This is a genomic window from Sphingobacterium corticibacterium, from assembly GCF_004208525.1.
Taxonomy (GTDB): Bacteria; Bacteroidota; Bacteroidia; order Sphingobacteriales; family Sphingobacteriaceae; genus Sphingobacterium; species Sphingobacterium corticibacterium.
In genome coordinates this window covers 1,430,890-1,453,614 of record NZ_SGIT01000002.1, presented here as the reverse complement: position 1 = coordinate 1,453,614, position 22,725 = coordinate 1,430,890, and the positions used below count along the sequence as shown (strand labels likewise).

Annotated in this window: 25 protein-coding genes; 17 read left to right on the top strand and 8 right to left on the bottom strand. The window is 41.7% G+C overall.

The features are described from left to right. Positions 1 to 33 precede the first annotated feature (33 nt). The 4 genes from ftsY (at position 34) to EWE74_RS14220 (ending at position 4,712) form a co-directional block, all read left to right on the top strand. Positions 34 to 996, top strand: coding sequence for a signal recognition particle-docking protein FtsY (ftsY, locus tag EWE74_RS14235; protein ID WP_130142178.1), 963 nt, complete (start codon positions 34 to 36; stop codon positions 994 to 996). A 55-nt stretch (positions 997 to 1,051) separates the two neighbouring features. Further along, on the top strand, positions 1,052 to 2,386 hold the full coding sequence (rimO, locus tag EWE74_RS14230) for a 30S ribosomal protein S12 methylthiotransferase RimO (protein WP_130142177.1): 1,335 nt from the start codon (positions 1,052 to 1,054) through the stop codon (positions 2,384 to 2,386). Between the two features lie 113 nt (positions 2,387 to 2,499). Beyond that, the gene (gene bshC / locus EWE74_RS14225) at positions 2,500 to 4,089 is read left to right on the top strand and encodes a bacillithiol biosynthesis cysteine-adding enzyme BshC (protein ID WP_130142176.1); all 1,590 of its coding nucleotides are present in this window, start codon (positions 2,500 to 2,502) and stop codon (positions 4,087 to 4,089) included. A gap of 8 nt (positions 4,090 to 4,097) precedes the next feature. After that, entirely contained in the window at positions 4,098 to 4,712 is a 615-nt protein-coding gene (locus EWE74_RS14220; protein ID WP_130142175.1) for a Crp/Fnr family transcriptional regulator, read from the top strand. Here the strand turns inward: EWE74_RS14220 and ctlX are convergent. The 4 genes from ctlX to EWE74_RS14200 all read right to left on the bottom strand — a co-directional run bounded on the left by ctlX (position 4,709) and on the right by EWE74_RS14200 (position 7,758). Beyond that, the gene (ctlX, locus tag EWE74_RS14215; RefSeq protein ID WP_130142174.1) at positions 4,709 to 5,623 is read right to left on the bottom strand and encodes a citrulline utilization hydrolase CtlX; all 915 of its coding nucleotides are present in this window, start codon (positions 5,621 to 5,623) and stop codon (positions 4,709 to 4,711) included. The genes EWE74_RS14220 and ctlX overlap by 4 nt on opposite strands. 11 nt (positions 5,624 to 5,634) lie before the next feature. Beyond that, a complete protein-coding gene (locus tag EWE74_RS14210; RefSeq protein WP_130142173.1) occupies positions 5,635 to 6,549 on the bottom strand; it encodes a dimethylarginine dimethylaminohydrolase family protein in 915 nt (304 codons plus the stop codon). A 56-nt stretch (positions 6,550 to 6,605) separates the two neighbouring features. Continuing rightward, on the bottom strand, positions 6,606 to 6,989 hold the full coding sequence (locus EWE74_RS14205) for a DUF423 domain-containing protein (protein ID WP_130142172.1): 384 nt from the start codon (positions 6,987 to 6,989) through the stop codon (positions 6,606 to 6,608). Between the two features lie 238 nt (positions 6,990 to 7,227). Continuing rightward, positions 7,228 to 7,758: a hypothetical protein gene (locus EWE74_RS14200; RefSeq protein WP_206365238.1), complete on the bottom strand. Its 531-nt coding sequence runs from the start codon at positions 7,756 to 7,758 to the stop codon at positions 7,228 to 7,230. A gap of 264 nt (positions 7,759 to 8,022) precedes the next feature. Here EWE74_RS14200 and EWE74_RS14195 point away from each other — a divergent pair, with 264 nt between their 5' ends. Then, positions 8,023 to 8,949, top strand: coding sequence for an Rpn family recombination-promoting nuclease/putative transposase (locus tag EWE74_RS14195; protein WP_130142171.1), 927 nt, complete (start codon positions 8,023 to 8,025; stop codon positions 8,947 to 8,949). A 205-nt stretch (positions 8,950 to 9,154) separates the two neighbouring features. On the opposite strand, the gene EWE74_RS14190 is transcribed toward EWE74_RS14195, so the two are convergent. Next, on the bottom strand, positions 9,155 to 9,397 hold the full coding sequence (locus EWE74_RS14190; protein WP_130142170.1) for a helix-turn-helix domain-containing protein: 243 nt from the start codon (positions 9,395 to 9,397) through the stop codon (positions 9,155 to 9,157). 638 nt (positions 9,398 to 10,035) lie between these two features. Between EWE74_RS14190 and EWE74_RS14185 the strand changes: the two genes are divergently transcribed. The 5 genes from EWE74_RS14185 to EWE74_RS14165 all read left to right on the top strand — a co-directional run bounded on the left by EWE74_RS14185 (position 10,036) and on the right by EWE74_RS14165 (position 15,599). Next, positions 10,036 to 10,248: a hypothetical protein gene (locus tag EWE74_RS14185; protein ID WP_130142169.1), complete on the top strand. Its 213-nt coding sequence runs from the start codon at positions 10,036 to 10,038 to the stop codon at positions 10,246 to 10,248. A 251-nt stretch (positions 10,249 to 10,499) separates the two neighbouring features. After that, positions 10,500 to 11,015 carry a TlpA family protein disulfide reductase gene (locus EWE74_RS14180; RefSeq protein WP_165384725.1) on the top strand — a complete coding sequence of 172 codons (516 nt, stop codon included), beginning with the start codon at positions 10,500 to 10,502 and terminating at the stop codon, positions 11,013 to 11,015. Continuing rightward, entirely contained in the window at positions 11,012 to 12,559 is a 1,548-nt protein-coding gene (locus EWE74_RS14175) for a TonB-dependent receptor plug domain-containing protein (protein WP_130142167.1), read from the top strand. The genes EWE74_RS14180 and EWE74_RS14175 overlap by 4 nt, the downstream gene beginning before the upstream one ends. Continuing rightward, the gene (locus EWE74_RS14170) at positions 12,484 to 14,208 is read left to right on the top strand and encodes a SusC/RagA family TonB-linked outer membrane protein (RefSeq protein WP_130142166.1); all 1,725 of its coding nucleotides are present in this window, start codon (positions 12,484 to 12,486) and stop codon (positions 14,206 to 14,208) included. Before EWE74_RS14175 ends, EWE74_RS14170 begins: the two co-directional genes overlap by 76 nt. Before the next feature lie 11 nt (positions 14,209 to 14,219). Next, positions 14,220 to 15,599 (top strand): RagB/SusD family nutrient uptake outer membrane protein, encoded by a 1,380-nt coding sequence (locus tag EWE74_RS14165; protein ID WP_165384724.1) that lies wholly within the window; start codon positions 14,220 to 14,222, stop codon positions 15,597 to 15,599. Positions 15,600 to 15,767: 168 nt separating this feature from the next. On the opposite strand, the gene EWE74_RS14160 is transcribed toward EWE74_RS14165, so the two are convergent. Both EWE74_RS14160 and EWE74_RS14155 read right to left on the bottom strand, forming a co-directional pair. Next, positions 15,768 to 16,064: a hypothetical protein gene (locus EWE74_RS14160; protein WP_130142164.1), complete on the bottom strand. Its 297-nt coding sequence runs from the start codon at positions 16,062 to 16,064 to the stop codon at positions 15,768 to 15,770. Positions 16,065 to 16,403: 339 nt separating this feature from the next. After that, a complete protein-coding gene (locus EWE74_RS14155; protein ID WP_130142163.1) occupies positions 16,404 to 16,778 on the bottom strand; it encodes a hypothetical protein in 375 nt (124 codons plus the stop codon). Between the two features lie 162 nt (positions 16,779 to 16,940). Here EWE74_RS14155 and EWE74_RS14150 point away from each other — a divergent pair, with 162 nt between their 5' ends. Further along, a complete protein-coding gene (locus tag EWE74_RS14150) occupies positions 16,941 to 17,876 on the top strand; it encodes a hypothetical protein (RefSeq protein WP_130142162.1) in 936 nt (311 codons plus the stop codon). 50 nt (positions 17,877 to 17,926) lie between these two features. Here the strand turns inward: EWE74_RS14150 and EWE74_RS14145 are convergent, their stop codons facing one another. Further along, entirely contained in the window at positions 17,927 to 18,127 is a 201-nt protein-coding gene (locus EWE74_RS14145; RefSeq protein ID WP_130142161.1) for a hypothetical protein, read from the bottom strand. A 365-nt stretch (positions 18,128 to 18,492) separates the two neighbouring features. Here EWE74_RS14145 and EWE74_RS14140 point away from each other — a divergent pair, with 365 nt between their 5' ends. From EWE74_RS14140 to EWE74_RS14120, 6 genes are all read left to right on the top strand, one after another. Beyond that, positions 18,493 to 19,257, top strand: coding sequence for a hypothetical protein (locus EWE74_RS14140; RefSeq protein ID WP_130142160.1), 765 nt, complete (start codon positions 18,493 to 18,495; stop codon positions 19,255 to 19,257). Beyond that, positions 19,257 to 19,667, top strand: coding sequence for a DUF5675 family protein (locus EWE74_RS14135; RefSeq protein ID WP_130142159.1), 411 nt, complete (start codon positions 19,257 to 19,259; stop codon positions 19,665 to 19,667). Before EWE74_RS14140 ends, EWE74_RS14135 begins: the two co-directional genes overlap by 1 nt. 111 nt (positions 19,668 to 19,778) lie before the next feature. Next, positions 19,779 to 19,976, top strand: a complete 198-nt coding sequence (locus tag EWE74_RS14130; RefSeq protein ID WP_130142158.1) for a hypothetical protein — start codon at positions 19,779 to 19,781, stop codon at positions 19,974 to 19,976. Then, entirely contained in the window at positions 19,960 to 20,130 is a 171-nt protein-coding gene (locus EWE74_RS21110; protein ID WP_165384723.1) for a hypothetical protein, read from the top strand. Before EWE74_RS14130 ends, EWE74_RS21110 begins: the two co-directional genes overlap by 17 nt. A 404-nt stretch (positions 20,131 to 20,534) precedes the next feature. Then, entirely contained in the window at positions 20,535 to 21,257 is a 723-nt protein-coding gene (gene pseF, locus EWE74_RS14125) for a pseudaminic acid cytidylyltransferase (protein ID WP_130142157.1), read from the top strand. Between the two features lie 16 nt (positions 21,258 to 21,273). Next, a complete protein-coding gene (locus EWE74_RS14120; protein WP_130142156.1) occupies positions 21,274 to 22,647 on the top strand; it encodes a hypothetical protein in 1,374 nt (457 codons plus the stop codon). Positions 22,648 to 22,725 lie beyond the last annotated feature (78 nt).

The window sequence follows — 22,725 nt, the reverse complement described above, 5'->3', positions numbered from 1 at the left end:
TTTTTAGTATATTTACCTTTTACTTTTTTATCCATGGGATTATTTGATTTTTTTAAAAAGAAGCAGGAAACAGTAGAGGCACAAGAAGCTTTAGATAAAGGTCTGGAAAAAACCAAAGAAGGTTTTTTCTCCAAAATAACCAAAGCCGTTGTCGGTAAATCCACCATCGATGATGAAGTTTTGGATAATCTCGAAGAGGTATTGGTCATGTCGGATGTTGGGGTAACGACCACGCTGAAGATCGTTGACCGTATCCAACAACGTGTTGCGCGCGATAAATACGTGGGTACAGAAGACTTAAATCGCTTACTTAAAGAAGAGATACAGGCACTGTTGGCGGAAAATAATAGCAACGATTTCGAAACATTTGAATATGGGGCACACAAACCTTATGTGATTATGGTCGTTGGTGTAAACGGTGTGGGAAAGACCACTACGATCGGTAAGCTTGCCCATCAGTTGAAAGAAGCGGGAAATAAGGTCGTATTGGGCGCTGCAGATACTTTCCGGGCAGCCGCTGTAGATCAGATTAAATTGTGGGGTGAACGTGTTGATGTTCGTGTCGTAGCCCAACCAATGGGTTCAGACCCCGCGTCAGTTGCATTCGATACGGTTAAATCGGCAGTGGCAAACGGAGATGATGTAGCTATCATAGATACAGCTGGACGCCTGCATAATAAAGTTGGTCTGATGAATGAGTTGACCAAAATCAAAAATGTGATGCAGAAGGTCGTACCGGGTGCTCCACATGAAATACTACTTGTCTTAGATGCTTCAACAGGGCAAAATGCCATTGAGCAAGCTACTCAATTTACACAAGCGACCGACGTCAATGCCTTAGCACTAACAAAATTGGACGGTACTGCTAAAGGGGGCGTGGTTATCGGTATTTCCGATCAGTTTAAAATTCCAGTAAAATATATTGGTGTGGGCGAAAAGATTGGCGACTTGCAGTTGTTTAATAAGCGAGATTTCGTCGATTCATTGTTTAAATGATCGGACTCGGACTACACAGGTCATCGTTATATCTGTGTAATGCTAATGAATAGAAATGAAAACAAAAAATAGAAAGGTTGCTCCTCTAGTGAGTACGCCGAGAGTGAATGTCGTGACGTTGGGATGCTCTAAGAATATCCACGACTCTGAAGTGCTAATGGGACAGCTGAAGGGAAACCAAATGGAGGTTGTGCACGAAGCATCCAATATACAGGCAAATGATATTGTTGTTATTAATACCTGTGGGTTTATTGACAACGCAAAACAAGAATCTATTGATACCATTTTACAATATTCCGCATTAAAGGAGGAGGGAAAGATAAATAAGGTTATCGTAACGGGTTGTCTATCCGAACGATACAAGCCAGAACTTCAATCTGAAATTTCGAACGTTGACGCTTATTTTGGAACAAATGATCTGCCAGAATTGTTGACGACCATTGGAGCAGACTATCGACATGAACTATTAGGTGAGCGTCTGTTGTCCACTCCTTCCCATTTCTCTTATTTTAAAATTGCTGAAGGGTGTAATCGCCCTTGTTCTTTTTGTGCTATACCTTTGATGCGCGGTAAGCATGTGTCTAAATCTATTGATGATTTAGTGAAAGAGGCTAAATTTTTAGCTTCTAATGGAACGAAAGAATTAATACTCATTGCCCAAGACCTCACCTATTATGGGTTGGATATCTATGGAAAACGTAATTTGGCAGATTTGTTACGTCACTTATCAGATGTGGAAGGCATAGAATGGATTCGTCTGCAATATGCTTATCCATCCGGTTTTCCAATGGATATTTTGGATGCCATGAATGAGCGTTCGAATATCTGTAACTATTTGGATATGCCTTTACAGCATATTTCCGATTCTATGCTAAAATCGATGCGTCGTGGAACAACCAAACAAAAGCAAATTGACCTTGTCAACCAAATTCGTGATAAAGTGCCCGATATCGCATTACGTACAACCTTAATATGTGGTTATCCAGGAGAAACAGAGCAAGACTTCAATGAAATGTTGGAATGGGTGGAAGATAGCCGGTTTGACCGATTAGGTTGCTTTACGTATTCACATGAAGAAAAGACTCATGCCCATACCTTAACAGATGATGTGCCGCAACAGGAAAAGGAATCACGCGTAGAACAAATCATGGAGGTACAGCAAGGCATTTCTTACGAAATTAATCAAGAAAAAATCGGACAAACATTTAAGGTGCTCGTGGATCGTGTGGATGGTAGTTATTTCATTGGCCGTACAGAGTATGATTCGCCGGAAGTGGATAATGAGGTGATCTTGGATGCGAAAACAGATTACGCGCGTATCGGTGATTTTGTTGAGGTAGAGGTAGAGCGAGCAGAGGATTTCGATCTGTATGGTAAAGTGATTAAATAGCCTTTCGTCAAACGTTTGCTATAATTTCGGTATGCCTGTGGTCGCTTCGTGTAAAAATATGTAAATTGTCCGCTCAATCTGTAGACATTACGAGACGACACGAAAAGAGCTAGATGAAAGCAACATACATTGATTACAGTGATACGGGTAGTTTTTCGCAAACACTATTAGCGTATCTCGCCAACGATGAACAGTTAACATCCTTTTACGGACAACAACCTACCTTAGCTGGATTCAAACAACAGATAAGCGAGAAGCAGAACTTCTCCCACAGGGAGTTGTTAGTAACAACACTCCGCGAGCAATACGGTTCACTGTTAGCCCATTCTCCAGCAGTTGAAGCTAACATTACGTTGTTAGAAGATAAAAAAACATTTACGGTTACAACAGGACATCAGCTCAATATATTTACAGGCCCGCTTTATTTTATCTTTAAAATTGTCACGGCTATACGATTGGCAAAAGATTTAAAAGAAGCCTATCCCGAATATTCGTTTGTGCCCGTCTATTGGATGGCAACAGAGGACCATGATTTTGCAGAAATCAATAATACGAAAGTATTCGGTAAGCGGATCATATGGGATACGCCAACCGTCTCTGCTACGGGACGGATGTCCACACATGATATTGCCGACACCGTGAAACAATATTGCGGGACGTTCGGGCTATCGGCCAACGCGGAGAAATTAAAATCGATAGTGGAGCATGCCTACTTGCAAAATCAATCACTAGCAGCAGCCACGCGACACATGGTAAATGAGCTATTTAAGCAATACGGACTGGTGATTGTTGATGCGGATCATACAGGCTTTAAGAACGTTTTTGCGCCGATCATCGCGCAGGATATTTTTGAACAACATAGCTTTAAAGCGATTGAAAACACTTCCGAAAGCCTCACGGAACTAGGTTATCATACCCAGGTGCACGCACGGGAAATCAACTTTTTTTACTTAACGGATGAATTTCGCGAGCGCCTCGTGCGGACAGAAGATGGCCGGTTTGAAGTATTGCACCGTGATCTTTATTTTTCGGAAGAGGAGTTAAAGGCAGAGATAGCTCAACATCCTGAACGATTTAGTCCGAATGTCGTGATGCGACCCTTGTATCAGGAGCTTATCTTGCCAAATTTGGCATATATTGGTGGAGGGGCTGAGATCGTATATTGGTTGCAATTGAAAGCTAACTTTGATCACTATCAAATTCCCTTTCCGATTCTCGTTCCACGTAATTCCGCCATGATCACCGACGACCAAATTGCGGGGAAAATTTTTCGTTTGGATTTGACTTTCAAAAGCATATTTAAGCCAACGGATGGATTAAAAAATGACTATGTTCGTCGGCAGACGAAACATCGGTTGAACTTGCGTGACGAGTGGATGGAATTTAATGCCATCTTCGGAAAGATTAAATTGCGGGCACATAAAATTGATCCGAGCTTGGGCCCAAGTACGGAGGCGGTAAAGGCACGTTTAAAAAAAGCGATTAATAATTTGGAAAAGAAGTTGCTGAAAGCCGATAAGCATAATCATGAAGATGCGCTTATACAGATAGAACGGGTGAAAGATAAACTCTTCCCCGGCGGGGGATTACAGGAACGGACGGAAAACTTTGCTTCCTTATATTTGAAACATGGCGATGATCTTATTGGATATTTGGAAAAGTACTTCAATCCGCTGGATTTTAAATTTACAATTTTATATTGATAGCTTCTATGGAATTCAATTGGCGAGAAAGTAATTTTTATAAATATTATACGGAGAAAGCCGAACTTTCCGAAGAGGTTTTTGAAGAATTAGTTCCCTATTTCTCGTTTCGGGAAATTGCTCATCATCATTATCTGCTCCGGGAAGGAGAGGTGAGTCGTTATACATTTTTTGTAGAATCAGGCCTACTGCAGTCCTTCTCTTTAGATGAAAAAGGAGGGGAGCATATCCTGCAATTCGCGCCGGAAAACTGGATTGTATCCGATAGGGCCAGTCAATATTTTAACAAGCCGGCTGATTTCTATATCAAGGCAATAGAACCTTCTGTCATCGTATTTATCCAACAGGAATTTATGGAGAAAGCTTCTTTGCAAAGTGCCGCATTTGCCTGCTTTATGGAAAGTTCGCTACAGCGGAACATTTACATGCAGCAGCAACGTATAAATTCCCTATTGGCGATGACGGCGAAAGAACGCTATCTGCTGTTTATGGACACGTATCCGAGTTTGTTGCAGCGGGTTCCACAATGGATGATTGCGTCCTACCTAGGTATTACGCCGGAGAGTCTTAGTCGCGTACGTCGTGAATTGTTAATGGAGTCGGGGAATAAGAAAAGAGATTAGTAAAATACCTCGGCAAGCATACAACGCGCGCTGCCCCCGCCCGCCTTTTCTATGATAGTCAACGGGCTGTGTATAATCGACCCCCATACATGCAATTGGTTTAACTGGTCTGTGTTAAAGGCTCTAAACGCCCGTGAGCTCATGATAATATGAGGCTTTCCTGTGGTAGATTTTACCTCCAATATATTTCCGGCAAAGTTATGCATTTGTTCTTCGGATATGGCTATAACTGCTTTCCCTGTTTCTTGCAGGCGCCTGATTAAACGTTCTTTTTCTGCTCTATTATCTATACTTTCTGTACACAAAACAGCAAAATGTGTGCCCACAGATAGCATCACGTTCGTATGATAGATAGGTAGACGTAAGCCGTCTACAGTTTGGTTGGCGACAAAAATAAAAGGCTCATAATCCAAGTCTAGGCAGAACTGGTGTACCATATCGGCACTTGCCCTTGGAGATAGCGAACAGTATGCTATACGGGCTACGCGATCTAAAATTAAACTTCCGGTTCCCTCTAGAAAACGGTTTTCTTTCTCAAAACGGGTATAATTTATAATACGGTTGTATGTCAAACCCCGTTGTTTTAAAGCTTGAAGATAACCTAGTTTGCGTTCCCGTCTTCTGTTTTCGGCAAACATGGGATAGAGAACAACGGTCTGTTGATGAAATGAAATGCAATTGTTGGGGAAAATGCTGTCGGGAGTATCGTACTCACCTCCGTCTTGTATGACCAGCGTGTTTATATTATGTGTATGGAGCTGATCTACAAAACTGTCGAATTCCTGTTGTGCTCTTAGTGTTCGATTGGGATCTGATACGTCTTCTTGAAAATAGTTGTTTACGGCTGTCTCTTCATTTTTTCGAAATCGAGACGGGCGAACTAAAAGTAACGTATCTGTCGTCTGTGCCATAATGCATAGAATTAATCCCGATATAAGGGAAGAGTAGAGCACCGTAGTAAACCTTCCTGTTTGCCAATTTCGTGGTAAGGAACTTCTTCTACATGAAATCCCTGGTCTCTGAGCCAATAGTTGAGCCTATCAAATCGCCGCTCCGTCACGACGACATTTTCCGAGATAGAAAATACATTACTATACATCTCATACATCTCATCTGGCGTGATGGTAAAGATATTTTCTCCTCCGAAAAGTTTCCGGAGATAAAGGTAGTCTGTTGGATTGCGGAAGCCACCCGGATAAATGATAGCCTTATCCTTGCCTATAGGTTGGAAGCAGCAATCTAGGTGGAGTGCATTCTCTCGTGGATTGGTCATTGACTTGATCAGGTCGAATTCTTTTACAATTTTGTGAGGAAACATATCCTTCAAAAATTGCACGCCTTTTATATTCGTTCTGGCAGTATTTATAGCCGAATAGTCATCGCCCTTGTATGTACCTACAAAAAGGTATTCATTCCAGATGATGACATCGCCGCCTTCGATATGTACTTCTTGTGGTGCTTCTATAAAATTTTCTGGTTCGATTTGCTTCACAATATGCTCGATGGCTCGCCATTCTTCTGCGCGGTCTGGAAGGATGTTGGCCTTTATAAAATAATGATCTATCACAAATCCAATATCGCGCGAGAATATTTGATTTAAATCGGGGATCAGTTCTGGACGATATACTTTTATCCCGTATCGTTCCAATACGTCGTGGAAGGCGGATATCTCAAAAACCATATCCGACTCTACGGGATACGTACCAGCCAATACATGTTCCAGCGACTTCGGATCGTAAGCCTCTTCTGCTTTAGGGGTCGGTCCATTTTGGTTCGCAATACCTAATACGACAGCCCTTAATCTTCCCGTTTCATTTGTCACCTGGAGTTTGATCATAAAGGTTGCTTTTTATTTACTACTGACTTAAAGATAAGTATTTTATGTCGCGAAGACTAACTTTGCAAAAAACTTATCAGTAGTGCGAGCCAACCAATAATCATAAATAGGCCGCCTAAAGGGGTGATCGGACCGAGGAACCGCACACGTTCTGCTTTCCAGTATTCTTTGAAAGAAAGTAGGTAGATGCTGCCAGAAAAGAGAATAGCTCCATAGAAAACACCATAGTATGCCCAGTTTTCCCAAACGGAATCAAAATCCAATAATCCGCCGATAATCAACAGATATAAAGCGGCATACATTTGATATCGCACGCCAACCTCAAATGAGGCCATTTTATCCTCTGGTAGGATTTTTTTGAAAGCGTGGGCTCCAAAAGCGCCTAGAACAATAGCTATAATACCCAACGAGGCACCGCTTATAATAACAATTTTTTCCATAATATCAGTGAAAAGCAATTATTCGACAGTTCTTATCCAATTCTTCCAAATTTTGACTGAATGAGGTCAAAGAGAACATGACCATAACGGAAAATAATAATAAGCGAGTCTTCATATAATCTGGTTTTTTATTAAAACGTAATTAAAAGTAGCAAGAATAAATGGATTTTTGCCATAGTGGAGATGTCAAAATATATAAAACGATAAGGCATTGTTGACAGCCTTGATCCGCACAATGTCAGTATGATTTGACATGGGATAATATTTCTTTTAATTCTTTTTCAGCAATATTTTTCTCACGAAGCTTACCCACCCTTATTACATCCAGTAAAGCAAGCAGCCGATATAACTCATCGTCTTCCTGTGCCGCCTTGACCTGATTAGCATAGAAAGGTTCTATTGCCTGCCCTAATATACTGCCAGATTGGGAAGGCCAAACATAAGCTTGATCGCTACTGATAAATGTTTGTAAGAAAGGATGTGAATGTGCCGTTGGCAAACCCCTTGTCAATATTCCGGGCTGTGCCGGAAATACATATTTCATTCCGTAGATAAGAAAATCCAAAAGATTCCCACGGTGGACATTCCGTTTTCCAAAATCAATCAGACCAGCGTAAGCACTTCTTTCTAACGATTCCGATATTTCTGAATTACTGATGTATAGAGAATTCGCTAAATCTTTTAACTGCCAACCTCTATCGTTCATTGTCAAGATCTTTACCAGGACAACGATATCCTGTGGTCTCATGCCATTGTGTTTGCGTCTCATAACATAAAGATAAAGTTTTATTTTGCAATTTGCAAATCGCGAATTACAAAATACAACCGGCTGTTATAATATATTAAGAGAAAACGAATATATATATTCCCTTATTTCAGCTTTCTTACTAAAAGGTATTATATTTTTCTAATAAAGCGTAGTACTTTTCTTTCCAATATTTTATACTATTTATGTCGAGAATTTTTTACTAAAAAAATAGTTTGCTTTCAGTTGTTTTCCTATCTTTAGGTCATACACCAATATAACAGTGCCATGCAACATACAAAATACATTGACCCGACTACGGATTATGGCTTTAAACGGCTTTTCGGGACAGAAGTGAACAGGGACTTTCTTATTTCATTGCTCAATGACCTCTTTCGGGGCAGGAAGACCATAACCGGTTTGGTATATAACAAAAACGAACATGTCGGCGAAGCCGAGGAAATCGGCTCGGTTATTTTTGATCTGACCTGTACGGCAGATAATGGAGAACAATTTATTATCGAATTTCAGCGGAGTTGGCAGGCTAATCTTAAACGGCGGATGCTGTACTATGGGAGTAAGCTCATAACCGATCAAGCTCCGAAAGGTAACCGCAAAGAATGGAATTATGCCATAACGGAAGTATATGTCATCGTCTTGATGGATGGTTTTACCATGCCCGATGGAGAGGGCGATAAGAGTTTCCTGCACGATATTTGCCTGTGTAATAGGGATACAGGTAAAATATTCTATGAATATTTGGGGTTTATTTATGTGGAATTGATTAATTTTACAAAAGAAGAGACGGAATTGGATAGCGATCTGGAACAATGGATGTACGTGTTGAAGAATATGTCATCCATGAATAAATTATCGACTTATCTAAAGAAGCCTATCTTCAAGAAGTTATTTGAGATCGCTGAATACAGCAAATTAAATAAGGAGGAACGTAAGATGTACGATGTTAGTTTAAAACGTAAATGGGATGCGGAATCTATTCGTCAGACGGCTATCTTAGAAAAGAAGAAAGCTCGTGAGGAAGGTCTCGCTGAAGGTTTGGCAGAAGGTTTAGCCGAAGGGCGTTTGGAAGAGCGTGCCAAAGCCGAGGCTGAAAAACGGGAATCCGTAATAAAAATGCTACGCAATGGTTTTGACATACAGATGATTTCCGACATCATCGGACTACCCGTCGAAGAAATCGAAAAACTGAAATAGCTTTTGCTATAAAGCTAATAAAACAAAGAAAGCCGAACATTTTATCTTGTTCGGCTTTCTTTGTTTTAACAATTGTAACACTGTTATTCTTCTATTTTTACAATGATTGATACATCGGTATCATGTTAATCACAACGATTCAAGTTTGGGCAATCGCGAATACGAAACTAATGGATTTTGCCTCTTTATTTCATTCCCTCGAATCTTAGATTATGTCAGAACCAAAATCGTAATCTAATAATTTAGAGGGATGCACTTCAAGCCCCTTAGCCAGTTCAATGATAGTCGAAAGTTGTATATTAAATTTACCATTCTCAATTTTGGAAATGTTACTATCATCAAGGTCGCACTGTGAAGCAACTTTTCTCAAAGAATAGTTTTTGGTATCCCTCAACTTCCGAATATGTGTTCCAAAATCCGCTTTTATTTTACTATAATCTTTACTCATTGCTCTTTTGAGCTAATGTGCCGATATAAAAAAATAAAAATGCGGTTAAATATTACCGCAATTAAAAATAATTTATTATTTTAGTCTCGTAATACAACTTAAAGCAGTTATCGAGGAATAATTGATATAAATTAAATGTTCGATAATTAAAGGCATTGAATAAAAACACTTGTGCAAGGAAATGTAGGAAATTTTCAGAGCGTGCAGGTTGCAAGAGTTCGGTGCCCATTACGTATCTTTGCAATACAAGACACGATGGGCTCCTCTTGCATATACGCTCGGTCATCCTACAGGCTCCTTGTGTGTGCAAAGAGGTACCCCATCACCATATAGATTTTAATCTAAATCTGTTGTTTGGTTTCCCTCGCCTAAAAATAATAGATTTATGAACCACAAAAAACAACGTTACAAAAACATCATTAGAAACCCCGAATAACCGGAGTATCTAAGCTATTTAATGGCATTAACCAAGGATGCGATGGTGCAAAACCGTATACTAACACCAATATGAAACCGTCAAAATTCGCATTCCTATTTCAACTTATTTTTAATCCGCAATGTGGTAAATACTACGGGTGCAAGATAACTGTAGCGTTTTGCTCCATAGTTTCTATCACATCGAATAAAAAGCGAAATGAATGGAGAAAGAAGAATTTAGGAATATGCTTCTCGACGCCATCGACGAAGACCATCACCATGAGGTGGAGGCGTGGTTAGAAAATGCGGAAAGGGGATTTGAACGCATCGCAGATGCCATGAATTGGCCGGTAGAGCAGATACGTGACTTTTACAAATTAATTGGTTTCGAAATAAAGGTAGCACAAGCACAGGAAGATATAGGTAAACAATAACCATGAAGCAACTATTAAAAAATATAATCAAACCACCGGTATAGCGCTAACATTTTTTTAAGCGCAGAACTAGCTTATGGTGCAACCTTGTAACTAACCTTCCTGCGCCTATCTTCTTATTAACCTTAATCCATTCATTATAAATGAACTAAAAAATGACGTTTTTACACGCACTGGCCACGCTTTGGCCTAAAATAAAGCAGAGCATACCAATAATATGCATGTTGTTGCTCCATATATTTTTTGTTTTCATGTTTAGTTACGCCCACGCGCAGCCTCCCGAGAATGGGGAGGCTGTCGAAGGGCAAGAAGAGATCAAGCCGTTGATCGTCGGAGAGAAAGTGCCAGATACATTTTGGACAACGGAGCATACGGTTCTGGAAAATGGTCAGATAAGAACCGTCAATCTACAGCATATTAAAGGGAAACCGTTGTTGCTCGATTTCTGGGCAACATGGTGTGCTTCATGCATCAAGCGATTTCCACAATTGGATACGTTACGGACTAAGTACCGGAACGAACTTCAAATTTTATTGGTCAACAGCGAGAAAACCAGAGATACACACGAAACTATTAAATCCCATTGGAACACCAATGTCAAGGAACTTAGACTACCGACCATTCTTGGCGACCAGTATATCACACAGTTGTTCCCCCGTTATGCCATCCCGTATTATATATGGATTGACCGGAACGGAAGGGTATCCGCTATGACATCAACTGTATTTATTAATGAAAAAGTAATCGAAAGTTTTCTTGCAAAATGAAGAAGTATATCATCACAGTAATACTATCTATTGGCCATATCATCCTGTTTGCGCAACAAAAACTTGATGGTACCGTCAGCGATACGACCGGACGGCCAATAGTGAATGTCAATATCGCGGACGGAGAAGGGAATGTCCTCGGTCACACTGATAGCAAAGGTACATTTTCCTTCACCTTAAAACGTAGCCCTGTCTCTCTGGATTTTAGAAAAATCGGATATGAAGATAAAAGAATTATACTTCAACGACAAGCTCACATACTGCGCGTTGTAATGACAGAAAAATTAACGGAAATAGAGGAGGTGGACGTTTATAATACCGGTTATCAGACCTTACCAAAGGAACGGTCGACAGGGAGTTTTTTCTTTGTTTCAGAAGAAAAATTGAACCAGGTCCCAACGGCAAATTTTATGGAGAAACTGGATGGAATGGTACCCGGGTTGCAGTTTGATAACCGTACGGGAAGTTCCGAACTGCATATAAGGGGCATCAACAGTTTTTACTCTTCGTCGACTAGACCGCTGATCGTATTGGATAACTTTCCTTTTGAAGGCGATATAAATACGATAAACCCCAACGATATAGCCTCCGTATCGGTATTGAAGGATGCGGCTGCAACGTCAATTTGGGGGGCTCGTGCCGGAAATGGGGTAATCGTATTGACCACTAAACAAGCAAAAATGAAAGATCGGATACAGATCAACGGCGGTGCCAATATTTTTGTAACGCAGAAACCCCGGCTAAGGTATCGTCAGGAAATGTCCTCGGCTGATTTTATGGATGTGGAGAAATGGTTGTTTGAGCAGGGACATTATGGAGAAGCAATTGATGGTGTAGAAAATAGGACACAGGTATATTCGCCTTTGGTGATGTTGCTGTACGACGTGAAAAACGGATTTTCTACAGAAGATGATGTAGAGAAATCCATTTCCAAATGGAAACAGCAAGATTATAGAGATGATCTGCTCAACCATTATTATAAACAGGCACTCCGCCAGCAGTATAACTTTTCGGTGTCCAAATCATCTAACACGGATAGCTATTGGATTGGATTAGGCTATGACCGGCAGGCAGGGCCAACAGACGTGATGGAATCAGATCGGTTTACCGTAAGAGGAAACCTGTCTTATACCATCCATCCAAAGGTCACGCTAGGGGCAAATTTGTCCTCCTCCCTCTCGGGAAACCACTTGAGTTTAAGTCCTGTCAACTTCCCTATCATTCCGGGTGGAGGCAGAACGGCTTTATATCCTTATGCTTCTTTAATTGATGATAATGGGAATAACTTAATCATTCCCAGAAATTATAATTCATTATTTATTAACTCATTAACGGAACCGCGCCTAAAGGATTGGACGTATTCCCCTTTTGATGATCTGAATAAGTCCCAGGGGGAAAACGCGATAAATCATTTACAAGGAGGGATTACGCTGAAAGCGGATATATTGGAAAACCTCAAGCTGGATTTATGTATAACACCGAACGGCAATGGTCGAAAGGGCGTAGCCATTACAGTGTGGATTCTTATTATGCACGTAACCTGATCAACCTGTTTACGGAACCTACGGCAAACGGATTGATCCATAACCTGCCTGTAGGAGGAATTCTGAGCGAGAGTTTCTCGGCATTGCAGTCGACCCGGTTTAGATCGCAGCTTAACTATGATGCATCATTTGCAGAAAGACACCATCTGGCTGTCCTCGGTGGATTTGAGTTTTCAGACCGTAAAGCAGAAATTACAGCAAATGGCGTATATGGCTATGACGACAATGTCTTGACCGTGGGAGCAGTTGATTATACACGTACTTATCCCATCTATGAAGGACTGTCCGGAAATGCTTCGATACCTAGTTTTGGTGATTTTTCTTCTACGGTACAAAGGTTTGTTTCTCTATACACCAATATGGGATATACCTACCGAGATCGTTATGTATTCACGTTATCGGCGAGGCGTGATGCTTCCAATATGTTCGGTGTAAAGACCAACCAACGATGGAATCCATTGTGGTCTACCGGGCTGGCATGGAACATGAAAACAGAACCCTTCCTAAGGGAGATAGAATGGGTCGACCAGTTGAAGCTAAAATGGACTCGGGGGGTGAGCGGAAATTTATCCGGGGCAGCAACACAACGCCCGGTACTTACTTACCTAAGTAGGGCGGATTATACCCGTCTACCGTACGCCATTATCCAATCTCCGCCAAACCCTAATTTAAAATGGGAGAATGTGCTCATGACGAACTATGGGTTGGAATATGGATTTTTCGATAACAGGATTACCGGCTCATTGGATTATTTCCGTAAAGTTGCTTCAGACCTCCTGTCGATTGACCCGATTGACCCAACATCCGGCTATAGCAGCATGACGAGAAATGTGGGCAGGATCAAAAGCCAGGGATTTGAGTGGAATAGTAACTGGCACTGGATTAGAAAGGGCAATGTAGCGTTTACTTCATCAATAGCTTTATCTTATGTCAAGGACATTGTTGATATTTATAACGGTGTGGAAAACACAGCTGAAAATTATGTGCGTAATGGGGGACGGGTCTTAACTCCATTGCAGGATAGGGTGCTGTATCCGGTATTCTCGTACAAATTTATGGGGCTGGACGGACAAACGGGAGACCCGGTAGGAGTATGGGAAGGAGAGCCTTCCCAAGATTACAACAGGATCGTGAGCGACTCACTGCGGAACTTGGACTACCACGGCTCTGCATTACCTTTATTCTATGGGTTTTTCCAGAATAATCTGAAATTAGGCCCAGTGAGCCTATACGTGAACATCGCCTATAAGTTCGGGCATCATTTCACAAAACCGACTATTAGCTATCCATCTCTGATCAACAGTTGGGGCGGTCATAAAGACTATGAGAAACGGTGGCAATCGTCCGGTGATGAAGAACATACCACAGTTCCATCTATGGATTATCCGGCAAATTCGGTTAGAAGTAATTTCTATCGCTACTCTTCTGCCAATGTGGAAAAAGGGGACCATATCCGCTTACAAAGTGCACGGATAAGTTATGATATCAAAAAGTTAATGAACAAGTGGACCAATGGCTCGGGACAGATCTTTATGTCCATCAATAATGGAGGGGTACTATGGAGTAGAACAAAATCGGGATATGATCCAGACTATAGTGGCCTTCCACCATCAAAAAATTTTGTAATTGGTATAAATTGTCAGTTTTAAAACTAATGATCATGAAGAAAATAAATAACCCAGTTCGTTTTTGGTGCATGATGCTGTTTATTGTGCTGTTTTATGGGTGTGAAACGTTTTTGGAGGAAAAGCCGAGCAAAGATTTGGTAATCGCTTCGACAATCGCGGACCTGCAGGCCTTAATGGACGCAGGAAATAAATTGAATCTTGGAAATTATCCGGGGCTGCTGGAAGCAAGGACAGACGATGTTTATATCGGCCCAGGTGGATTAAACCGCTTAACGGTGTATGATCAAAACATCTATCTTTTTGATGACGACTATCAAGAGGATGGGGAATCGATTCTAATGTCATGGTTTTATACATATTCGACCATTGCCATAGCAAATACGGTTATGGACGAGCTCTCCTTTGTCAAGGAAGGCACATCTATTGAACGTGATATTATTCAAGGAACTGCACTTTTTCATCGTGCCCTTGGCCATTTTTTGCTGGCGCAGGTTTTCTGCGATGTTTATGAGGAATCCTCCGCAGACCAGAAGTTAGGTATCCCATTAAAGAAAACGTCAGATACCAGTGAGCCGACTGTCCGTTCGACTATCCATGAAACGTATGATTTTATAGAAAAGGATTTGCTAGAGGCGTTGGAACTGCTTCCGGAAAATACAACATACCTAACGCGACCCAATAAAGCCGCTGCGCACGCCTTGTTGGCGAGATTTTATTTGTCCAAATCCGATTTTGAAAACTCCTTGTTCCAATCGGAGAAAGCACTTGAGTATAATGCTGATCTGATAGATTTCAATGAACTGAACAGTGCTTCTAGTTTCCCAATTGCCGCGATGAACAAGGAAACGTTATTTTTCGCTTATTCATTCGGTATAGGATTTCTGCACCATAGCAGGGAGTGCTATATAGATTCTGTGCTTTATGGGCAATATGATGATCAAGATATAAGAAAGAAAGTCTATTTCCGGGCACTTGCGAACGGCAAATTTAGCTTTAAAGGTACGTATATGGGGTTTGGATCGGGATCTTTTTTTGTTGGGCCTACTACATCTGAGATGTATTTGACGAGTGCGGAGTGTTATGTGCGTAAAGGAGAGCCGGAACGCGCAAGAGAAACAATAAACACACTTTTGAAATATAGATGGGAGAGGGATTATATCTATATGATCGAAGAAGAGGATCCGCAACGATTATTGGATATTATTCTTATGGAGCGGAGAAAGGAACTTATCCATAGGGGCGTTCGGTGGACCGACATCAGAAGGTTAAACCTAGATGCACGTTATAGAAAAGATATTGTGCGTAAGGTCGAACGTGATGACAATATCTATACATTGCCAGCAAATTCTTCTGGATTTATTTATAAAATACCGCGTGTGGTTATAAATTTCTCCGGTATTGTGCAAAACTAAAAAACCGCCTCCTCAATATCAGGAGGCGGTTTGTAACCAAGTAAGTAGTACCGATACTATAGTGCTCGCAGACCGGTGACTGTTTCGTTGGACTGGATCGGAGAAGCATCCAATGAACTGCTGATTCGTTCATGTACCTTCTGTGTCAAGGTTGAAGACACAACCACTTCAGGCATTCATGTCCGGTAGATTAGGATTGGACTGATCTGCTGGTGCTTCAATTTTGCATACTGTTTCGGGAAGGCCAGGACAAGGATCATCCGCAGCGTCCAGTTCGTAAAAACTGGCGTTTAATGGGTCGTCATCTTCTTCACCAATAAATTTCCAAGTCTGGGTCACTAATTTTTTTGAAGTCGTTACCTTTTTGATCGGTTCTTTATCCATCGCTTTCACCATAAAGAATGCGCCTAATAAGATTGTAAATACAGAAGCGGCACTTAGCCATTTGATTTTTAAAGTTGCCATAAGCAATTTATTAATATGTTTTCAATTTAGTTTATTATCGGCTAAACGGCATGCCCTGCCGCCAGATCTGACACACGTGATGCCTGGGCATTGATTACATTACCCCGTGGGGGAAAAGCGCATATTTACGCCGGCACCGCGCGAAAGCTGTACCTATACACGCAACAACAATATACTGACCACAAAAAACAGCGCAGCTTCTATCCTGATGTAGGAAATGGCTTATGGGCAAAGCCCCCGATAACGCCCCATGCATTCTTGCCGCGAGATAATTTTGTGTCCCTGATATGATATGTGGTGCTTTCATTCTTTAGTCTCGATTTTCTCTTTTCTTTATTCTCATGAGATAAAGTAATTGATGTCTCCTGAAACCACTGTTTCTTTCTCCGGTTCCGAAACGGTAGACACACTTTTCTCTTTACGGATAAACTTGGAAGTGCGTACACTTATGTCTCCTTTGGTTAGCGTTACTGCCAATCGGTTTCGGAAAGCGAATGCCAGATCGTTCCCGTTTTCAGTGGCGAAATCCTCTCCGAGCGATTGCAGATAACTGATCTGTTCAGCCGATAAGTCAAAGTTGTTCGTCAACCATCCACAGAAATTGCTCGAAACTGCTACAGCTTCTGCTTCGATCTCGGGAAGGGGACTGATATAAAGATCTGTGATTTTTTCACCTACGCCTATTGGCGTAAAAGGGTACTTTTTTTCTTTCATGTTGTTTGTCTTAAGGGTTTAAAAAATCAATTAATAACTTCAAAGGAGCTCTAAAACTATTAATTCACTATGTTTATTTCTAAATTTGCATAAACCTACTGGCGGATTTTGGACGCTGTTGCGCTATTTTGGACAGCCATTCCAAAGAAAACTAAGTTATAAATGCAATTCTTATACGAGAACAGGAAAAAAATCTTAATTGGAATAAGGGTCTTTATCGCATTGCTCACCTCACATATTTTGAGGTGGTACGGAGAACCCGAAGGTTTTTTTGAAATCATGGCGGAAGAGGGTTTCATAGAACAATATCTCTTGAATGCGGCGGCACTTTTCGTTCTGTTCTGGTTTACCAATTGGCTGTTGCATTACCAAAAACCTAGGCTATCACGTGTTAGGATGAGTAGAAAAGATCGGTATATGTTTCTGTTGAAAGGATTGGTACTTCCAATATGCTTGTCCGTTATATTTGGTCTGTGGTATTATACGCACCATGATGTACCCTTTTCCGTGGTTGATTACGGTAAGGTAGTGTTACCTATTGTAGTCGTATCCTTGGTCACGGTATTGGTTTTGGAAGGTTGTTTTTTTGCTTTGGAAGGTATTGCGGTACTATCGAGAGCACTTCGGATAAGCAGGAAAGGTAAGCGACAAATACAGCTAACAAGGCATAGATCGGATTTTCCCAATGTGGAGGTAGTATCTCGGAAAAAGGATGTGCGGGAACAACAGGCGCGAGAATTAGAAATAGTCAAAGCTTTCCGAAATAAGCGTGAATATGGAATGGTATTGCAGGATTTTCTGCTCTTTGACATTGTCGATCGGCGCGTCAAGGCCTACGATGAGGATGGCAATGACTACAATTTTGAATTTAGGGCGCTTAGCCGTGCAAAAGAATTGTTGGCAGATAATCCACTATTTTTTGCTACAGGCTCTTGGATTGTTCGTTATGATCTTATTGAACATTTTGCCAAAGGAGAAAAGCGAACATTGATTATTCATCTAAAGGCTCCTTTTAATAGCTTTTTGACATTGAACAAAACCCAAATAAAAGACTTTTTGGATTGGTACGAAGGACGTTATACCCATACGGTCAACTAGAAAGAGGTAGCTTGTGAGCTACCTCCCGAAAATAAGGGATATCAATTGCGCTACCGTTTCAGACAGTGCTCCCGGATAATCTCGATAGTTATTCCGGTATACTCGGAAAATTCTTCTAGGGTGATGTACTGTTTGGTGTCTTTTCCGTAGGCGTCTTTGATCGTGCGCAGTAGGCGGACGCCCTGCTTGTAGCTTTTTCCAAGGAGAATACTGACATCTTTTGCATAAATACAAACTCGTTCGTTAGTCATAGCAAGTTATACTAATGGTTAAATAAATAGACAACCGCTTCCGATACGCAATAACGACTAATTACCCTTTTTGTAACGATGAAGTACTGTTTTGCTATGTAACAAAAGGTACTATATCCTTACTTGATCCTTACTATATCGTTACTTGATTCTCCATGCCGAAATCTGTTGTCAACGTTACAAATGGTTCCTTTGAAATTATTAATCTAAAGGTAAGAATTTTTTTTTGTTTTTGTCAAGTGGACATTTGAGCCCATTTGGGACATATATGGACAAATGACCCCAGATGGCCCATCTATGCCCATATGGGACACGCTCCTCGAAAATGGGGAGCATCTTTGTGTCGTGATCAAATAATACATATTATGGCACGTCAAGAAAGTTTAATCAAATTGAAAGGAAAGATCGGGGATCTTTCCTTTTACAAAGACAAGCGCAACGGTTATCAAGCTCGTATGAAGGGCGGACCAACTAAGGATCAGATCAACAATGATCCGCGGTTTCAGCGCACGAGAGAAAACGGACAGGAGTTTGGCCGGGCGGTACAGGCTTCGAAACTGGTTCGCCAGCAGTTGTACGAACTGTTACAGCAGGCTGGTGATGCGCAATTGAGCAACCGCATGACCTCACGTATGCACCAAGTATTGAAGGCCGACGAAGTGAATGCTCGTGGGGAACGACAGGTATTGGTAGAAAACCTAAGCATGCTCGTGGGAATAGACTTCAACATTAATGCACAGTTGCGTAATGTATTCTTGGCGAAGGTGACACCAAGCTACAGCCGTGATACCGGAGCAGGCACGCTGGAACTGCCTGTATTTAAGGTCAAGAATAAGATTAAAGCTCCCGGGGGTGGAACCCATGCGCAGCTACAGTTGGTCGCTTTAGAGTTCGATGCGACAGATCCGAATGCGGATAGCGTTTCTATCGCACAATCGAATTACCTGGACATCGGTAAAAGCGAAGACACAGAGGCGGAAATACTAACCGTGGATTTACAGCCGAAGTCGGAAAGTGCTGTTCTGATCATGATGGGAATTGCATATTTCCAATTTGTTAACGGGGGATATTATCCACTGGCGAATGGGCAGTATAATGCGCTAACCATTGTAGATGTAGATATTCCATAATGAAAACAAAGCACACCCTCGTTCTCCGACGAACCTACGGAAAACAGGGAACCAATGGAACGATTTACTTTGAAGGCGAGAAAATCTGCCACACGATCGAATTACCGGATCGGAATAACATACCGCGTATCAGCTGCATTCCGGAAGGCCGCTACAAGCTACAGAAGCGGCAGTATAACAAGCACGGGGAGCAGATCGGTATCCCAGCAGTCCTAGGGCGCGAAGCTATCCTGATCCACGCTGCCAACAATGCCATGAAGGAGCTGTTGGGCTGTATTGCTCCTGTCACAACGCTAACGGGTGAAGGTAAGGGAGATGAAAGCGGGAAAGCCTTGGAAAAGCTGAAGGCATTGGTATATAGCCTGTGGGATATGGGCGGAGAAGTGTTTCTCGTGATTAGGGGAGTGTGATTGGTGATGATTGTAATGTAGGGGCTGGCCTATGTGTCAGCCTCTTTACAGAATTTCTATAAAAATCATATCCATCACAATAATCAATTCATCTTTTTAATCTATGTAATCATGCATAAAATAATCAAAAAGATCAGCCAGGCAGTACAGGTGGTATTGCTGGCACCCATAAAATTGCCGGGAAAGGCAATGAACGTTTTAAGATACATTGCTGTGGGTTTGGGCATTATCGAACAGGTGCTCGAAAAGGAGGAGGAAAAACCGCATCAAACAGACGGAAAGGAGGAAAGCGATGAGGGTATTAAGTAATACACAAGCAGGCACGTTAGGTGGTACTATTTGTTCTGTCTGGAACAGCTTCGACTGGAGCAACTTATTGCAGACCATTTTGCTTGCTGCGGTGGGCGCATTGGTAAGTTATGGTGTCAGTCGACTTTTAGATCGTAAGCGACGAAGATATTAATATTAATTGTTGCTAGTTTGTTGTTTTGCCAGAACCCCGGAGAGAGAGTCTTTCCGGGGTTTGTTTTGCGTAGTAAACCAGTGTTTCCTATTGTCTGTCATGGCACCGATGATCGTTGCAGCGGTTACCATGAGCTCATCGACTTTGTCATTGGTAGCAGACTGGCATCGATAATTCTGACAGAAATAGCGATATTGAGGTTATCTATCCCAACGACATACGGATAAAGGTAGATACGGATTTTGGTCTACTCTCACGGCTGTTCTACTTTTACTGTGATGTAGCGTTAGCCGATCATACAATGTCTGTACAATAATATTATAATCCGAAAAAGTAGTACCATCTGATCTAAAACGATTCCCCTATCTTAGGGGTTGATAATTAAACAATTAACACCAATTGATATGCCGCAATATCAGGACATCACCAACAAGTGCGTAGCCATTATAGCAGCTAGGGGTGGAAGCAAACGGATTCCAGGAAAAAATATCAGAAAATTTCTCGATGTCCCGCTTATTGGCTATTCAATAACCGCTGCTTTAGAAGCAGGTGTTTTCGACGAAGTGATGGTTTCAACCGATAATGCTGAAATTGCTCAGATGGCCGTTTCTTTGGGGGCAAAGGTCCCGTTTCTGAGATCACCGGCCACATCACATGACCAAGCTACAACTTACAGTGTAGTCGAGGAAGTCTTAATGTGTTATGGCGAACGTAAACAACTGTTTACGTATGGATGTTGTATTTATCCTGGACCATTTGTTAATGCGATAAAGATCAGGGAAGGTTATCGTAAACTGTATAATAGTACGGCGGATGCACTAGTCCCTATTGTTCGTTTCAGTTATCCCGTTTTGCGATCCCTGACAATAGAGAACGGCTTACTAACAATGGCCTGGCCTAAATACCTGAACGAGCGGTCTCAGGATCTTCCTGTCTTCTACCATGACTGCGGCCAATTTTATTTCTTCCGGACACAGGCTCTTCTAAGGCAAAAAAAATTGTTTCTGGATTCAACCATCCCTTTCGAAATCCCCGAATCCGAAGTCCATGATATTGACAATGAGGAAGACTGGAAAATAGCAGAATTGAAATATAAATTATTGTTAACTGGACAGTCTACCGATTAGAAAAAAACCTGACCATATGGACCGCGATTTCTATTGGGAATACCTGGAACAATCTGAAAAAATGATTGATGAATTTATCGCCCAGGTAAAGGAGAAGGAACCTGCAGCATTTTTTGTTAACGGTACCGGCCTAGAGAAGGCCGCTGTGAATTACCTATGGTTCAAACTGATGTACAGCAGCTCACGTTTCCATTACAATAGCCAGCGGAAATCCGGGATCCCCACGTCAGCTGCCACTTTGGAAGTCTGGAAGAGAGAATTCGGAGTGTTATCATCACAACAGGTTGACTGTCGACAGCTGACCCCTGGTCATATTGTATATAGTAAAGCTACCTTGTTGCAGGAATATCGTTCCAAACCCGTTTTTTACTGCATAAACCACAGGCAGCTGATGTACCTGGTCCCTCTCCTCAGACATATCAAAGAGGAAGTCGTTTTGCTAGCGGGATATGCTGTGCCTGATGGTTTGGCAATTGGCGAGAATGTTTATGTTGTGGAATATGATCTCATCTGCGATGAGGTCTGTGTCCAAAACAACTATTTGCAAACCTGGTTCAGTAAACTGTTTTGGTTTGCAAATACGTTTGAGATACTGTTAGACAGTTTGTCACCCACCTATGTGGTCATTCTGGAAGGGTGCCATGAAGATATGGAAATATTGGCACAGTTATGTAAAACGAAGTCCATCCCGTCCGTATGCATCCAGCAGGGCTGGCCTCTGTTCCTTACGGCCCTGTGGAGAAACATGAATTACGATTACTTTCTGACCTGGGGCAGGAAATTCAATGCGCTTTGGGAAGAAGGTCCATCCAACACATGCTTTATCGACGTTGGCTATCTGTATAAAACAGGATCGGCCAAAGAGGATACAGGCATCACTTTTTTTCTTTCCCCGCCAGTGGTAGTCATGGATAGAAGTCACATAAATGAACTGTTAGCATTTATGAAATATTGTGCAACGGCATTTCCTCATCGGAACATTTACATCAGGGAGCACCCCGAATGTCTGCTCGGATTGCATGACCGCAGTGCGATCATTGACTATCCCAACGTAAGACTTGTAAGCGATATGGCTCTTGATGAGGTCTTCAGAATTTCGGAAATCTGCGTTTCCATATTTTCTTCGATCGCATTTGAAAGTATTATCCACGAATCCGTGCCGTTTGTCTTTAACCGGACCTACACGCCGAGCCTTGAGAAAGAGGGCGTGGGCGTCCACGCAAATTCCCTGGAAGAAGCTATAATGAAAATGGATAATCTGATCAATGATCCAAGTCGTGTAGACGGCATGAAAGCAACTATCAGGAAAGTGAAGCAGGATTACTTTACGGCAGGAGGGGGTCGTACAGTGTCTAACGTCATTGGATTTTTGAGCACATTAAAAACGTGAATATTATTAAAACCAGTAAAAAAAGGAGGATGTACAGACCGGAAAAAGTATGAACATAATAACAGACGCCCCAAGGGG